We start from the raw sequence: 13,506 nt of genomic DNA, 5'->3' as shown, positions 1-13,506 counted from the left end.
GTCTCTGTCGTCAGGGCCGTGCCTGCGGTGGCGTGGCGAGCTGCTCGGGGCGTAGCGTCGACAGCGGCGAGCGCCACAGGGCCCCGCCCGTGTTGTGTTCGGGTGGTCCGCGGGGTCGGGGCGCGCTGTCTGCGGTGCGTGGCGACGCTCCGCGCGTCTTCGGTGCCGATGCCCCCGTGCATCGGAGGGATGTCACCTTGCGAGGGCGACGACGTCTGTGGCGGTCTCGCCGGTCCGCCCGGGATCGCGTGGGCGCCCGACGCCGGGACGGCGGAGAGAGGATCTGGCATGAATCTCGCATCGCACGTGATCTCCAGCGCCCGCACCCATCAGGACCGCACCGCGCTGCGTCTCGGGGACGAGAGGATCTCGTACCGGACGCTCGACCAGGACAGCGCGCGGATGGCCGCACTGCTCCACGAACGCGGTGTCAGACCCGGCGACCGAGTCGCGATCATGCTGCCGAACATCCCGGAGTTCGCCGTCGTCTACTACGGCGTGCTCAGGGCGGGCGGCGTCGTCGTGCCGATGAATCCGCTGCTCAAGTCCCGCGAGGTCGCCTACTACCTCGGCGACTCGGGTGCCCGGCTGATGTTCGCCTGGCACGACGCCGCCGACGAGGCGCGCGTCGGTGCGCGGACGGCCGGGGCCGACGCGGTCGTCGTGGAACCCGGTGGACTGGAGAGGCTGCCCGGATCCGGGGCGCCCACCGAGGACATCGTCGACCGGCAGGCGGACGACACCGCGGTGATCCTCTACACCTCCGGTACGACCGGTGAGCCCAAGGGCGCCGAGCTGACCCATGCGAACCTCGTCCGGAACTGTGACGTCGTGACCGGCGGGCCGCTCGGGCTCACCGCGGACGACGTGATCTTCGGTGGGCTGCCGTTGTTCCACGCGTTCGGGCAGACCTGCACGCTCAACTCCGCCGTCGCCTCCGGCGCGTGCCTCACCCTGCTGCCGCGCTTCGACGCCGCGAAGGCCCTGGCGATGCTCGCCGAGCACGGCGTGACCGTGTTCGCCGGGGTGCCGACGGTGTTCAGCCGGCTGTTGCAGGCGCCCGACCGGGACGCCTACGACCTCTCCCGTCTGCGACTGTCCGTCGCCGGCGGCTCGGCCATGCCGGTCAACGTCCTGCACGCCTTCGAGGCCACGTTCGCGACCGTCGTGCTCGAGGGGTACGGGCTGTCGGAGACCTCCCCGGTCGTCTCGTTCAACACCCTCCAGGGCAAACGCAAGCCCGGCTCGGTCGGCACCCCGATCGAGGGCGTCCGGATGCGGGTGGTCGACGGCCGCGGCGCGGACGTCCCGGAGGGTCAGACCGGCGAGATCGTCGTCCGCGGGCACAACGTGATGAAGGGGTACTGGCAGCGGCCCGAGGAGACCGCCGACGCGATGCGGGGCGGTTGGTTCCACACCGAGGATCTCGGCCGGGTGGACGAGGACGGGTACTTCTGGATCGTCGGACGCAAGAAGGACGTGATCATCCGCGGCGGGTACAACGTCTACCCACGCGAGGTCGAGTCCGTGCTGTACGAGCACCCGGCTGTGGCGGACGCGGCGGTCATCGGCCTGCCCAGTGCGGACCTCGGTCAGGAGGTCGGCGCGGCTGTCGTGCTCAAGCCCGGCGCCGAGGCGACGCCCGAGGAACTGCGCGACTACGTCAAGCGCCAGGTCGCCGCGTACAAGTACCCGCGAAAGGTCTGGATCGTCGACGCGCTGCCCAAGGGGCCGACCGGGAAGATCGTCAAGCGGGAGATCGTCCCGCCGCCCGAGGTGGGCGCTCGGTGAGTCCCGGGAGTGCACCTCACGACAGTGCAGAGCCCCGCGACAGGGCCCTGCACTTCCGGTCGCCGTCGTGACCGGCGGATTCCCCCGTCGAGGCCGATGTCAGCGACCCAGCCAGTGGGGCGAGCGCTTCTCGGCGAAGGCGCGGGCTCCTTCCCGCGCGTCCTGGGAGTCGAGCACGGGATGGACGATCTGGTCCTGGTCGCGCAGGGCGTCCTGGTCGCGGTACGCGGTGCGCTCGTTGACGACGCGTTTGACGGCCGCGATCGCCAGGGGCGCGTTGCGCGCGACGCGGTGGGCGAGTTCGAGAGCCTGGGTGAGCGCCTCGCCCGGTTCGGTGAGGTGGTTGACGAGACCGAGCTGCTCGGCACGTGCGGCGGGCAGGGGGTCGCCGGTGAGCAGGAGCTCCACGGCGATGTTGTGGGGGATGCGTTCGGGCAGGCGCACCATTCCCCCTTCGGGGGCCACGATTCCGTAGTGGACCTCCGTCTGGCCGAAGGTGGCGTTCCGGGCGGCCACGATCATGTCGCAGGCGAGCGCCATCTCCGTGCCGCCGCCCAGCGCGTAGCCCTCGACGGCGGCGATGAGCGGGGTCTTGATCTCGGTGCGGGTGATACCCGCGAAGCCCCGTCCGGGAATGAGGGGTTTGTCGCCGACCGCGAACGCCTTGAGGTCCATGCCCGCGCTGAACACGCCACCGGCGCCGGTGAGGATGCCGACGAGGAGCTCGTCGCGGGCGTCGAGTTCGTCGATGGCGGCCGCCAGCGCGCGTGCGGTCGCGCCGTCGATGGCGTTGCGGGCCTCCGGGCGGTCGATGGTGATCACGAAGATGCCGTTGCGGTTCTCGGTGCGCACACCGGGGTTGGTCCGGGGTTCGGTCATGGTGCTGGTTCCCTTCTGTCCGTCCTGTCTCGCGCCTGTCTCGCGTCGGCCGGATGCTCGACGTGAGACAGGACGGTGTGTCGTCCTCCACCCGGCGTGTCGTCCTCCACCCGGGGTTCGTCTGCCACCCGGGGTGTCAGTCGATCGTCCGGCTCTGGCGCAGGTCCGCGATCTCGGCATCGGCGTAGCCGAGTTCCCGGAGAACCGACTCGGTGTGTTCGCCCAACTCGGGAGCCGGGCGCGGACGGACCTTCTGCTCCTGGTCCAGGCGCACGGGGCTGTCGATCGTCAGATACGGCTCCGGGCTGCCGTCGTCGACGGGCACGAGGATCCTGTTGGCCACGAGTTGGGGATCGTGGGCGAACTCCTCGATGGTCTGGGCGACTCCGTAGGTGAGGCCCGCGCGGTCGAGAGCCTCCCGCCACTCGGCGAGCGTCCGCGTCGCGAACGTCTTGTCCAGGAGGGCGACGATCTCGGCCGCGTGGGCCCGACGGCTCGGTGTGTCGGCGTAGTTCGGGTTGTGTATCGCATCGGGCTTGCCGATGGCCTCGAGGAACAGGGGGACTTGCTTGTCCTCGTTGGCGAAGGCCAGCAGCAGCCAGCGGTCGTCCGCCGTGCGGTACGCGTTCGCGAGCGCGTTCGGCGGGTCTCTCCGGTCGACCGGGTCGGGAGCCTTCCCGCCGACCAGTACGGCTTGCAGCCACATGCCCGCCGCCCAGGCACCCTCGGCGATCAACGACGCCGTGACACGGGAGCCTTCGCCGGTCTTCTCCCGCCGGTACAGCGCGGTCATGATCCCGGCGAACAGGGTGATCGCCGTCGGGTGGTCGCCCGATCCGAACGCGTTCATCGCCGGCGGCGCGCCCCACTGCCGCGTCACGTCCATCAGGCCGCTGCGCGCCCAGTACGCGGTGACGTCGAACCCGGGCAGATGCGCGTCCGGTCCTTCCTCGCCGAACCCGGTGACATCGGCGTACACCAGCCGGGGGTTGAGAGGGGCCAGATCGTCGTAGTCCAGGCCCAGCTTGGCCCGGGGGCCGGGCGGGAAGTTGGTCACCAGCACATCCGCCCACTTCACCAGCCGCTCGACCACAGCCCGGGCGTCGGGCGACTTCAGGTCGAGGGCGATGCTCCGCTTGTTGCGGTTGTCCAGCTGCCAGGGGTAGTTGACGCCGTCGACCCGCGGGTTCGGAGGCACGTGCCTGAGCGCCCGATAGGTGTCACCGGTGTGAGGTGGTTCGACCTTGACGACGTCGGCGCCGAAGTCGCCGAGCATGGTGGCGGCGGCCGGGGCGGCGATGAAACTGGCGAGGTCGACGACGTGCAGCCCGTGCAGGAGGGGCGTGTCTTGCATGAAGCCTCCCTCACTGTTCGGGAGCCGAAGGCACGAAGGCGTTGTATCCGGTGATGTCCCGGCCGACGATCAGCGCCTGGACCGTGTCGGTGCCCTCGTAGGTGTTGATCGCCTCGATGTCGCACAGGTGCCGGGCGACGTGGTAGTCGAGGAGGATGCCGTTGCCGCCGAGCATGTCGCGGGCTTCGGCGAGGATGGCCCGTGCCCGCTCGGTGTAGTGCATCTTGGCCAGCGCCACCCGCGGCATCGAGTACTTGCCCTCGTCCATGAGCTGGCTGAGCCGGTACTGCATGCACATCATGTCGGTGATGTCGGCCAGCATCCGCGACAGCCGGTACTGGATGAGCTGGTTGGCCGCCAGCGGAACCCCGAACTGCTTGCGCTGCTTGACGTAGGCCAGCGCGGTCTCGTAGCCGCGGACCGCGGCGCCGACCGCCTCCCAGGCCACGCAGAAGCGCGAGGCCAGCAGGACCTTCTCGGTGTCGCGGAAGGTCCTGACGTTCGCCAGCCGGTTCTCGGCGGGGACGCGGACGTCGGTCAGGGATATCTGCGCGTTCTGCACGCAGCGCAGTGCCGTCTTGCCGGTGATGACCTCGGCCTGGAAGCCCGGCGTGTCCTTCTCGACGATGTACCCGCCGACGTGGCCGTCGTCGCCCCGGGCCCAGACGATCACGTAGTCGGCGAAGGTCGCGTTGCCGATCCAGCGCTTGTGACCGTTGAGCACGTAGGAATCGCCGTCCTGGCGCGCGATCGTCTCCAGCTTGACCACGTCCGTGCCGTGCGCGGGCTCGGTCAGGCCGAAGGCGCCGATCTTCTCCATGCGCGCCATGCCCGGCAGGAACCGTTGCCTCTGTTCGTCCGACCCCAGCAGCGCGATCGAGTTCATGGCCAGCGCCGAGTGCACACCCATGAATGTGGACATGCTCAGATCGCCGCGCGCCAGTTCCATGATCACCAGGCCGGCCGTCACGTTGCTCATCCCCGGGCAGCCGTATCCCTGGATCTGGAATCCCGAGATCCCCAGCTGTGCCAGCTTGGGGACCAGCTCATGGGGGAATTCGGCCCGCTCCCAGTACGGATTGACGACCGGGGTGACTTCCTGGTCCATGAACTCCCGGACCTTCGAGCGAAGCGCCTGCTGATCCTCGTCGAGCAGGTCGTTCAGGAGGTAGTAGTCAGTGTGCTCGGAGCCGCCCAGTGCGGGAGGCTGGATGACCGGGTGTCCGTTGCCCGAACCCACGGTCACGAGATCGATGCCCGCCGCCGTGGCCCCCTGCATCGCGTTCATCTGACGGCGCTCCCTTCTGGATTCTCCGCCGCATTCCTCTCTGTGTTCTTTTGATTCCCCTCCGTATTCCTTGGTCTTATCTCTCTCATGCTATGGGGAATGAGGGGGCGCGCAATTCGGGCTCCGGGAAAAGATTTTCTGGCGAATCCGGTGCGTGGGGGAAGGGTGGCGAGGGCATTAACAGGGCCTTGGATTGTGATGGGTTGGGGCAACTCCGAATGACGACTCAAAGGGAATTCCGTACTTCGGCAGCAGGGATCGGCGCCCGGCCGGTGAGCCGGACGCCGATCCCCTTCCTGTCAGGCCGGGGATACCGGCCCCTCATGTCAGGCCTTCGATCTCATGTCAGGCTTTCGATGTGCCCGCCCCGCCGAGGTGCCGTACGAAGAACCGGACCGCGCTGTCGGCTTCGAACCTGGGCACGTCCTTGTGCCCGCCCGTGTTGGCGTGCAACGTCTTCTCCCGCGAGGCGAAGGCGTCGAACAGGGCCAGACCTGACTGGCGCGGGATGTGCTCGTCGTCCCACTGCAGGACGTACTCGATCGGGACGGTGATCCGCTTCGCTGTCTCGGCCAGTGGGTCGGGCCAGAACATTCCGAAGACCGCGGCGGTGATCCTGGGGTCCGTCGCCGTCAGTGGCACGCCGATCGCGGTGGCCATGTTGAGACCGAAGTAGCCGACCGGCCCCTCGGTGCCGATCTCCGGCAGTGTCTGGAGAGCGTCGAGGGTCGCCTGCCACTCCGGTACGGCGCGCTCCGCGAGGTGGAGGTTGTAGCGGACGACGACCGGGCCTTCCGGCTCGCCCGCCGCCCTCGCCTCGTACAGTGCGGCGATCTCCTGCTCGTCGTGCGCGGTGCGTGGCCGGCCGCCGTGTCCGGGTGCGTCGATGACGGCGACGTGGAAGCCGCCGTCGGCCACGAGGCGCTGCGCGCGGCCCACCATGCCCGGCCACTTCTTGTGCGTGCCGCCACCGTGCCCCATCAGCACCAGGGGAGCGCGATCGGAGCCGGATGCGGGGGACCAGAGAACGCCGGTGACATCACCGACGGTGAATTCGCGTTCCACGACGCCGTTCGACGACGACTTCTCAGTGAACTGGAGAGAATGCATGGGTTGTTGCCCTTCGGGAGGCCTTTGTCAGTGAGGCGCTCCCGGCGACACCTATGTCGACCGCCCGACCATGACGACGAGGGGGAGCACCCATACGGATACAGCGTTCATGGGTCTCACCTCCTCCGGCGATGTCACGGCCGACCGAAAGCTACCAGTCCGGGCAGCATCAGGCGCAAGGCATTTCTCTCAGCTCAAGTCCAACTCGCCTTCAGTAGTTGCCGCCTGACGGTGACGCAGGTCAGGCGAGCAGCTTCTGGATCCAGTCGCGAGCCATGTGCCAGCTCGGTCCTGCGGGGTCGATCCAGTCGAAATGGCTCGTCGCGGGAATCTCGACGAAGCGCACGTCTCCGCCGCGTTCCGTCGCGGCATCGGCGTACGCCCGGCCGTAGGGCGGCGCCACGACATGGTCGTCGGTTCCTTGGAGCGCCAGCACGGGCACGTCGGCGGGCGGCAGTTCGGCGGGGGAGGCCTGGGAGTAGCGCTCGGGGACGTCGCCGGCCGCTCCGCCCAGCAGCGCGCGGGTGACACCGTTCCCGGCCAGGGCTGCCACGGCGGGCCAGACAGTGGGATCCGACGGCGGCGGCGCGTCGGCCGGCCCCTCGGTATCGCTGTCGGCCAGCGCGGAACCGAGCCGCGCGGCGTCCGCGGCGACGAGGTCGAGCACCCCGGCCATCGACACGGCACCGATCGGCCTGACCTCGGGGTTGGCCCCAGGGGCGTCCGGAGGCAGGACGGAACGGTGAGCGGCCCAGGTCGCCAGAAGACCTCCGGCCGAATGACCGACGACGACCACCCGGCCGGCATCCACCGACGGATCGATACCGGCGACCGCATCCATGGCGGCCGAAACGTCCAGGAACGTACCGGGCCACCCGCCCCCCGACTCCCCGATGCGTCGGAACTCGATGTTCCACACGGCGTACCCGAGACCGACCAGGTCGTCCGCGAGCCCGACGAGCTGCCGACGGTCGAACATCGCCGTCCAGAAGCCACCGTGGATCAGCACGACGACCGGGAAGGGCCCCTCCCCCTCGGGTACGTACAGTTCCCCCACCTGGGACGGATGGGGGCCGTAGGCGACGGTCCGAACCGCCCGCGGGCCGTCGGCGGCGTCGTCATATCGCATGCCCCGCTCGCTGCTGACCACCGTGTCGATCGTCGCGAAGAACTCGGCGATCTCGGGACGGTCGGCTCCCCTGGCGCGGGACTCGTCCCACGCGGCGTCGTCCGTCCACTCGACGAGGTCCAGCCATGTGTCCTCGTCCACCCGTGCAAGCCGCGCGGAGACGAAGCCGCGCCGGCCCTCCCGGAAGGCCGCGAGCATGCCGGGGCGTGCGGCCAGCATGTCCGAGACCTTGTCGGGCCTCACCTGGAACGTGGTCATTTCGATGACGGACATCGCGTAATCCCTCCGAGGACGCGCCGGAGGCCGCTCCGGCGTTCACACCTTGCTTCTGAACCCCGTGGCGGGCCGGCGACGGGCAACGACTGCTGATCCTTTCCCCGGCCGGCCTGGCGCGATTCCCCGGCCGGCCTGCCGTGATCCGATGTTATTGGTGCCGCGTTATTGGTGCCGCGCTGCGTCGTCCGAGCCCCCGTGGGCTTCCCGAGGCTGCGTCGGGGGCGCCGCGAGGAGTAAGATATTCATCGAGCGGTGAATTATTGCTCTTCCGAAGGGCAGGTCCCCATGGAACAGACAACTCGGGAACGGACCACATGCTGTGTCGTCGGCGGCGGTCCCGCGGGCATGGTGCTCGCCCTGCTCCTCGCCCGCTCCGGCGTGGAGGTCACGGTGCTGGAGAAGCACGGCGACTTCCTGCGGGACTTCCGCGGCGACACCGTCCACCCGTCCACGCTGGCGCTGCTGGGCACCCTGGGCCTGACCGAGCGCTTCGCCCAGCTGCCACAGCGCCGCGTGACCACCGTCCAGCTGCCCGTCGGAGTCGGCCGCTCGTCGGTCACGGTCGCGGACCTCTCGGTACTGCGCCCGCCGTACAACTACGTGGCGATGGTGCCGCAGTGGGACCTTCTGGACCTGCTCGCGGCCGAGGCGCGGCGCGAGCCCTCCTTCGACCTGCGCATGAACACGGAAGTGACGTCCTTCCTGACCGAATCCGGGCGGGTGACCGGGGTGCGCTACCGCACCTCCGACGGCCGCACCGGCGAGCTGCACGCCGCCCTCACCGTCGCCTGCGACGGCCGCGGATCGCTGGCCCGGTCCCGGCCGGAACTGGGACTGCGGCACTTCACCTGCCCGATGGACGCCTGGTGGTTCCGCCTGCCGCGGCACGAGGGCGACCCGCGCGGCCTCGTCGGCGCCGCCGGCGACCGCTTCCTGACCGCGATGATCGACCGCGGCGACTACTGGCAGTGCGCCGCACTCATCCCCAAGGGAACCGACGCGCAGCGCCGCGCGGCCGGTCTCGGCCGTTTCCGGGCCGACTTCTCCGCCGCTGTCCCGTGGCTCGCCGACCGCACCGAAGCGCTGCGCTCGTGGGACGAGGTCAAGCTTCTCGACGTACGCCTGGACCGCCTGCGCCACTGGCACCGCCCCGGCCTGCTCTGCATCGGGGACGCCGCCCACGCTATGTCCCCGGTCTTCGGCATCGGAATCAACCTGGCCGTCCAGGACGCCGTGGCCACCGCCCGCCACCTCGCCGGCCCACTGCGCCGCGGCACGGTGAGCGACGGCGATGTGCGCGGTGTGCAGCGCCGCCGCCGTCCCGCCGCGGTCGCCACCCAGGCCCTCCAGCGTGCGGCCCACGCGAGCGTCATCGCTCCTGTCCTGCGGGGCCGCCCACCCCTCGGCAGCGCGTCGCGCACCCGGCGCATCGTACGCATGCTGACCAGGGCACGCTGGATCCGTCGCCTTCCCGCCTACTGGGTCGCCTACGGAGCGCTGCGCGAACGCCCGCCCGCCAAGGCCGTACGGTGGCGGCCACTTGGCGCCGAACCGGCTGCCGCCGCGTCGACCGCCCGCGTGCATGCCCCGCGGGTCAGGTGGTGGAGGCCGGGGGCAGGTGGACCGTCATGATCAGGTGGCAGGTGTCGGTGCCGGAGCCGCGGTAGGTGTGTGGGGTGTCGCCGTCGAAGGTGGCGGTCTGTCCGGATTCGAGGGTGTGCTCGATGCCGTCGACGACCAGGGTCATCCGGCCGGCGGTCACGCTGACCGTTTCCACGACTCCGGCCTGGTGGGGGTGGCTGGGGTATTCCTCGTCCGGCTCCAGCCGCCAGCGCCAGACCTCGACAGGGGCCGGGCCCGAGGTCGTCAGCATGAGTCGGGCCTCGCCGCCCCGGTCTCCGCTCCACAGGGGTGCGACGGTGTCGGCGGAGACGATGCGGACGCGGCCTTCGGGCGGTCCCTGCATGAGTGCGCTCACCGAGATGCCGAGGGTGTCCGCCAGGCGTACCAGGGTGGCCAGGTTCGGATTGCCCTGCGCCTTCTCCAGGCCCACCAGGGCGCCTTTGCTGACCTGGGCGCGCCGGCCGAGTTCCTCCAGGGACAGGCCCGCGCGGATGCGGGCCGCGCGGACGTTGTGCGCGACCGTCCGCAGGGTTGCGGCTGTCTCGGCCACCTGATCACCATCCTTGCCGCTTGACCATTTGAATGGACCGCCCGGTCGTTTGGTTGACAAGGCTCGGTCGTTCTGTTGTACCGTGTGGTCGCTCCACTGAATGGTAAGGGATGTGTCGTGATCGCTCTGCTGCTGGCCCTGGGCAGCTCACTCACCTACGGATGCGCCGACTTCCTCGGCGGCCTCGGCGCCCGCAAGGCCCACGTGTTGCGCACCGTGATGGTCGCGGCCCCGGCCAGTCTCGCGGTCGAACTGCTGTTGTGGCCGGTACTCGGCGCCTCGTTCAGTCCCGGGGCCCTCGGCTGGGGTGCCTTGTCCGGGGTCGCCTCGGCGGCCGCGTTCGCCCTGCTCTACCGCACGCTCGCGATCGGCCCCATGAACGTGCTGTCGCCGGTGACCGCGCTGGTGTCCGCCGCGCTGCCCGTGGGTGTGGGCCTGCTTCAGGGTGAGCACCTCACCGCCGCCGGACTGGTGGGGCTGCCGCTGGCGCTGGTCGCGGTGGTGCTGGTCAGCGCCGGACACGGCGCGGGCTCGGCACGGCCCTCGCGTACGGCGCTGCTGCTGGCCTTCGGCGCGGGCGCCGCCATCGCGCTTCAGCTGGTCTTCCTGCATCAGGCGCCGTCCGACAGCGGAGTGGCTCCGCTGATCACGGGCCGGGCGGTGTCCTCGGCCGTCACCCTGGCCGCCGCGGGACTGATGTACCGCAAGCTGGGACCCGAGAAGCCCGCCTACGCCCTGTCGGCCGGCGCGGGCGTGCTGGACTCGATCGCGAACCTGCTGTTCCTGCTCGCGGCCCGCAGCGGTGACCTCGCTGTCGTCGCCGTGCTCACCGCCCTCTACCCGGTCGGCACCGTCCTCCTCGCCCGAGGCGTGCTCGCCGAGCGCATCGCCCGCGGCCAACTCGTCGGGCTGGGTACCGCTGCCGTCGCCGTCAGCCTCCTCGCCCTGACCTGATCGGGCACCTGGCCCACCGCATCGGCCCACACCCCATCGGGCCGACCCAGCTCACCTCATCAGCTCATCTCCGTACCGAACCAAGGAGGACGGCATGCTGGTTCATCCGTGGGACGCCGGCCTGGACGAATCCGAATGGCAGACCTGGATCGCCGAAGGCCACGACTTCGGCCAGCTGAGCGTCAACGGCCTGCCCGGCCGTCCGCCCGCCGTCGTCCCCACCCACTTCGCCCTCGACGACCGCCACCTCCTGATCCATCTGGCCCGGCCCAACCCGGTCTGGAAGGCGATCGAGCGCGACCCGAACGTCGTCCTCACCGTCATCGGCGACTACGCCTTCATCCCCGGACCCTGGCGCGCCCAGGCCGGAACCCCGCCCACCGACGGTGTGCCCACCAGCTACTACGCGGCCGTCCAGTTCACCTGTCGCGCCGGCATCGTCGACGCCCCCGAGGCCAAGGCCGAACTGCTGCGCCGTCAGCTCGCCCACTTCCAGCCCGACGGCGACCACGCCCCCGTCGCCGTCGACCGACCCCCCTACGGCCGGATGCTGTCCGGCATCCGCGGTCTGCGGCTGGAAGTCCGGGATGTCCTGGCCAAGTTCAAGTACGACGACCACAAGCCCGTCGAGCACCGCACTTCCGTCGCCGACCGCCTCACCGAACGCGGCCGGGGCCTGGACGTCCCCACCGCACGCCAGCAGCGTCGCCGTACGGACCGCATCGGCCCCTGGAAAGCCTGACCCAGACGCTCACCGCTCCCACACCCACCACCTGCACACGCCGGAAACGGAACCCCGCCCATGCCTGCCTTCCGCCTCACCTCCGCCGTCGCGGACGCCTTCCCCGGCACCCTCATCGCCATGGTCACCGCCACCGGCCTGCGCGGCCGCGAACCCTGGCCCCACACCGCCACCGGCCTGGAGGAACTCGAACGCCAACTCGCCGACGGCACCTGGCACCCCGCCGACGAGACCGACCCCCGCATCGAGGCATGGCACACCGCCTACCGCTCGTTCGGCACCAACCCCCGCCGCATCCGCCCCAGCGTCGACGCACTCGGCCGCCGCTTCCTGAAGAAGGGAACCCTGCCGCGCATCAACCCCGCGGTCGACTCCTACAACGCCGTCTCCGTCCGACACGGCCTGCCCGCCGGCGCCTTCGACCTCGACCACGTCAGCGGCGACGTCGCGATCCGCCACGCGGACGGTACCGAGTCCTTCACCCCACTCGGTGAGCCCGACACGGTCGAGCATCCCAAGCCAGGGGAGATCATCTACGCGGACACCGCCGGCGTCCTGACCCGCCACTGGAACCACCGCGACGCCCACCGCACGCGCGTCACCGAGGACTCCACGCACGTCGCCTTCCTCCTCGAAACCCTCCACGCCGACCGGGACGGTGACCTCCTCAAGGTCGCGGCGGACGAACTCCAGGGTCTGCTCTTCCCGCACGCGGCACAGACCACCGTGCACTACCTCGGCCCCGCACAGCCTCACGCGGCCCTACCTTATTGAGTGCGTCCCGAGAGTTCGCGACTCTGGGACGGCGCGGGTGGGGGCGTCCCGTCGGAGTGCGGGTGCAGGGGGAAAGGCGTTTGACGTCCGTCGGCGCCCGGTGGTCGGATGCCGCGCATGAGCAGCGGGCAGATGCATCCCGAGATGCGTCCCATCGACGAAGGCCTCGTACGACGGTTGATCGCCGGTCAGTTCCCCCGATGGGCGGGGCTGGCGGTGGAACGGTGGCCGTCCGGTGGCACGGTCAACGCCATGTACCGGCTGGGTGACGACATGGTCGTCAGGCTGCCGCTGGTACGAGGCGGAGCCGAGGACGTGTCGATGGAGCAGGAGTGGCTCCCACGCCTCGCGCCCCACCTGCCGACGCGCATCCCCGAGGTGCTCGGGGCCGGGAAACCGGACCAGGCGTATCCGTGGCCGTGGTCGGTGTACCGATGGCTGCCGGGGGAGCTTCCCGAAGCCGGAGCGCTCAGCGAGCCGGCGCTGCTGGCCGAGGATCTGGCCGCCTTCGTGGTGGCGATGCGGAGTGTCACGCTGCCGGCCGCGCCGCAGGCACACCGCGGCGGGCCGGTCGCCGCGCTCGACGCGGATACCCGCGCGGCGATTGAGGAGTTGAGGGGAATCCCTCAGGAAGACGTCGACTGCGACGCCGCGACCGCGGTGTGGGAGGAGGCGCTGCGGGCTCCCGGCTGGGACGGCCCGCCGGTGTGGCTGCACGCCGATCTGATGCCGGGCAACCTGCTGGTCGACGGCGGCAGGCTGTCCTCGGTGATCGACTTCGGGTGCGCGGGGGTGGGCGACCCGGCATGCGATCTGTTCCCGGCCTGGAACCTGCTGCCGGCCGAGGCGAGAGTCGTCTTCCGCGAGGCGCTCGCCGTGGACGAGGCGACCTGGATCCGCGGCCGGGGCCGGACCCTCTCACAGGCCCTGGTCGCGCTGCCGTACTACCGGACGACGAACCCCGCGATGGCACACAACGCCCGCCATGTGATCCGGGCCGTTCTGGACGAAGGCTGAGGCGTGCACACGGCGTGCC

General features: G+C 70.4%; 12 protein-coding genes. 6 read left to right on the top strand and 6 right to left on the bottom strand.

The genetic code is table 11. The features are described 5' to 3' along the window. Positions 1–288 precede the first annotated feature (288 nt). Positions 289–1,791: a long-chain-fatty-acid--CoA ligase gene (locus ACWD5D_RS19775; RefSeq protein WP_451374002.1), complete on the top strand. Its 1,503-nt coding sequence runs from the start codon at positions 289–291 to the stop codon at positions 1,789–1,791. Positions 1,792–1,890: 99 nt separating this feature from the next. On the opposite strand, the gene ACWD5D_RS19770 is transcribed toward ACWD5D_RS19775, so the two are convergent. The 5 genes from ACWD5D_RS19770 to ACWD5D_RS19750 all read right to left on the bottom strand — a co-directional run bounded on the left by ACWD5D_RS19770 (position 1,891) and on the right by ACWD5D_RS19750 (position 7,824). Then, on the bottom strand, positions 1,891–2,670 hold the full coding sequence (locus ACWD5D_RS19770) for a crotonase/enoyl-CoA hydratase family protein (RefSeq protein ID WP_451374001.1): 780 nt from the start codon (positions 2,668–2,670) through the stop codon (positions 1,891–1,893). 136 nt (positions 2,671–2,806) lie between these two features. Continuing rightward, entirely contained in the window at positions 2,807–4,024 is a 1,218-nt protein-coding gene (locus tag ACWD5D_RS19765; RefSeq protein WP_451374000.1) for a CaiB/BaiF CoA transferase family protein, read from the bottom strand. Positions 4,025–4,034: 10 nt separating this feature from the next. After that, the gene (locus ACWD5D_RS19760; RefSeq protein WP_451373999.1) at positions 4,035–5,312 is read right to left on the bottom strand and encodes an acyl-CoA dehydrogenase family protein; all 1,278 of its coding nucleotides are present in this window, start codon (positions 5,310–5,312) and stop codon (positions 4,035–4,037) included. 345 nt (positions 5,313–5,657) lie between these two features. Next, the gene (locus tag ACWD5D_RS19755; protein ID WP_451373998.1) at positions 5,658–6,422 is read right to left on the bottom strand and encodes an alpha/beta hydrolase family protein; all 765 of its coding nucleotides are present in this window, start codon (positions 6,420–6,422) and stop codon (positions 5,658–5,660) included. A 241-nt stretch (positions 6,423–6,663) separates the two neighbouring features. Continuing rightward, positions 6,664–7,824, bottom strand: coding sequence for an alpha/beta hydrolase (locus ACWD5D_RS19750; protein WP_451373997.1), 1,161 nt, complete (start codon positions 7,822–7,824; stop codon positions 6,664–6,666). 288 nt (positions 7,825–8,112) lie between these two features. Here ACWD5D_RS19750 and ACWD5D_RS19745 point away from each other — a divergent pair, with 288 nt between their 5' ends. Beyond that, on the top strand, positions 8,113–9,459 hold the full coding sequence (locus ACWD5D_RS19745; protein ID WP_451373996.1) for an FAD-dependent oxidoreductase: 1,347 nt from the start codon (positions 8,113–8,115) through the stop codon (positions 9,457–9,459). Here ACWD5D_RS19745 and ACWD5D_RS19740 read toward each other — a convergent pair. Continuing rightward, entirely contained in the window at positions 9,422–10,000 is a 579-nt protein-coding gene (locus tag ACWD5D_RS19740) for a helix-turn-helix domain-containing protein (RefSeq protein WP_451373995.1), read from the bottom strand. The two genes, ACWD5D_RS19745 and ACWD5D_RS19740, sit on opposite strands and share 38 nt — an antisense overlap. A 117-nt stretch (positions 10,001–10,117) precedes the next feature. Here ACWD5D_RS19740 and ACWD5D_RS19735 point away from each other — a divergent pair, with 117 nt between their 5' ends. The 4 genes from ACWD5D_RS19735 (at position 10,118) to ACWD5D_RS19720 (ending at position 13,487) form a co-directional block, all read left to right on the top strand. Then, positions 10,118–10,954 carry an EamA family transporter gene (locus ACWD5D_RS19735; protein ID WP_451373994.1) on the top strand — a complete coding sequence of 279 codons (837 nt, stop codon included), beginning with the start codon at positions 10,118–10,120 and terminating at the stop codon, positions 10,952–10,954. Between the two features lie 94 nt (positions 10,955–11,048). Beyond that, positions 11,049–11,696 carry an FMN-binding negative transcriptional regulator gene (locus tag ACWD5D_RS19730; protein ID WP_451373993.1) on the top strand — a complete coding sequence of 216 codons (648 nt, stop codon included), beginning with the start codon at positions 11,049–11,051 and terminating at the stop codon, positions 11,694–11,696. Between the two features lie 60 nt (positions 11,697–11,756). Then, positions 11,757–12,470: a B3/B4 domain-containing protein gene (locus ACWD5D_RS19725; RefSeq protein WP_451373992.1), complete on the top strand. Its 714-nt coding sequence runs from the start codon at positions 11,757–11,759 to the stop codon at positions 12,468–12,470. A 117-nt stretch (positions 12,471–12,587) separates the two neighbouring features. Next, entirely contained in the window at positions 12,588–13,487 is a 900-nt protein-coding gene (locus ACWD5D_RS19720) for an aminoglycoside phosphotransferase family protein (RefSeq protein ID WP_451373991.1), read from the top strand. Positions 13,488–13,506 lie beyond the last annotated feature (19 nt).

It is taken from the genome of Streptomyces sp. NPDC002520, assembly GCF_053595235.1.
The sequence above is the reverse complement of the archived record's forward strand: the minus strand, read 5'-3'. Positions and strand labels throughout refer to the sequence as shown.

Excerpts from the sequence above, each read along its gene's own strand:
- ACWD5D_RS19775 (WP_451374002.1), top strand. The coding sequence starts at position 289 with ATGAATCTCGCATCGCACGTGATCTCCAGCGCCCGCACCCATCAGGAC.
- ACWD5D_RS19770 (WP_451374001.1), bottom strand. The coding sequence starts at position 2,670 with ATGACCGAACCCCGGACCAACCCCGGTGTGCGCACCGAGAACCGCAAC.
- ACWD5D_RS19765 (WP_451374000.1), bottom strand. The coding sequence starts at position 4,024 with ATGCAAGACACGCCCCTCCTGCACGGGCTGCACGTCGTCGACCTCGCC.
- ACWD5D_RS19760 (WP_451373999.1), bottom strand. The coding sequence starts at position 5,312 with ATGAACGCGATGCAGGGGGCCACGGCGGCGGGCATCGATCTCGTGACC.
- ACWD5D_RS19755 (WP_451373998.1), bottom strand. The coding sequence starts at position 6,422 with ATGCATTCTCTCCAGTTCACTGAGAAGTCGTCGTCGAACGGCGTCGTG.
- ACWD5D_RS19750 (WP_451373997.1), bottom strand. The coding sequence starts at position 7,824 with ATGTCCGTCATCGAAATGACCACGTTCCAGGTGAGGCCCGACAAGGTC.
- ACWD5D_RS19745 (WP_451373996.1), top strand. The coding sequence starts at position 8,113 with ATGGAACAGACAACTCGGGAACGGACCACATGCTGTGTCGTCGGCGGC.
- ACWD5D_RS19730 (WP_451373993.1), top strand. The coding sequence starts at position 11,049 with ATGCTGGTTCATCCGTGGGACGCCGGCCTGGACGAATCCGAATGGCAG.
- ACWD5D_RS19725 (WP_451373992.1), top strand. The coding sequence starts at position 11,757 with ATGCCTGCCTTCCGCCTCACCTCCGCCGTCGCGGACGCCTTCCCCGGC.
- ACWD5D_RS19720 (WP_451373991.1), top strand. The coding sequence starts at position 12,588 with ATGAGCAGCGGGCAGATGCATCCCGAGATGCGTCCCATCGACGAAGGC.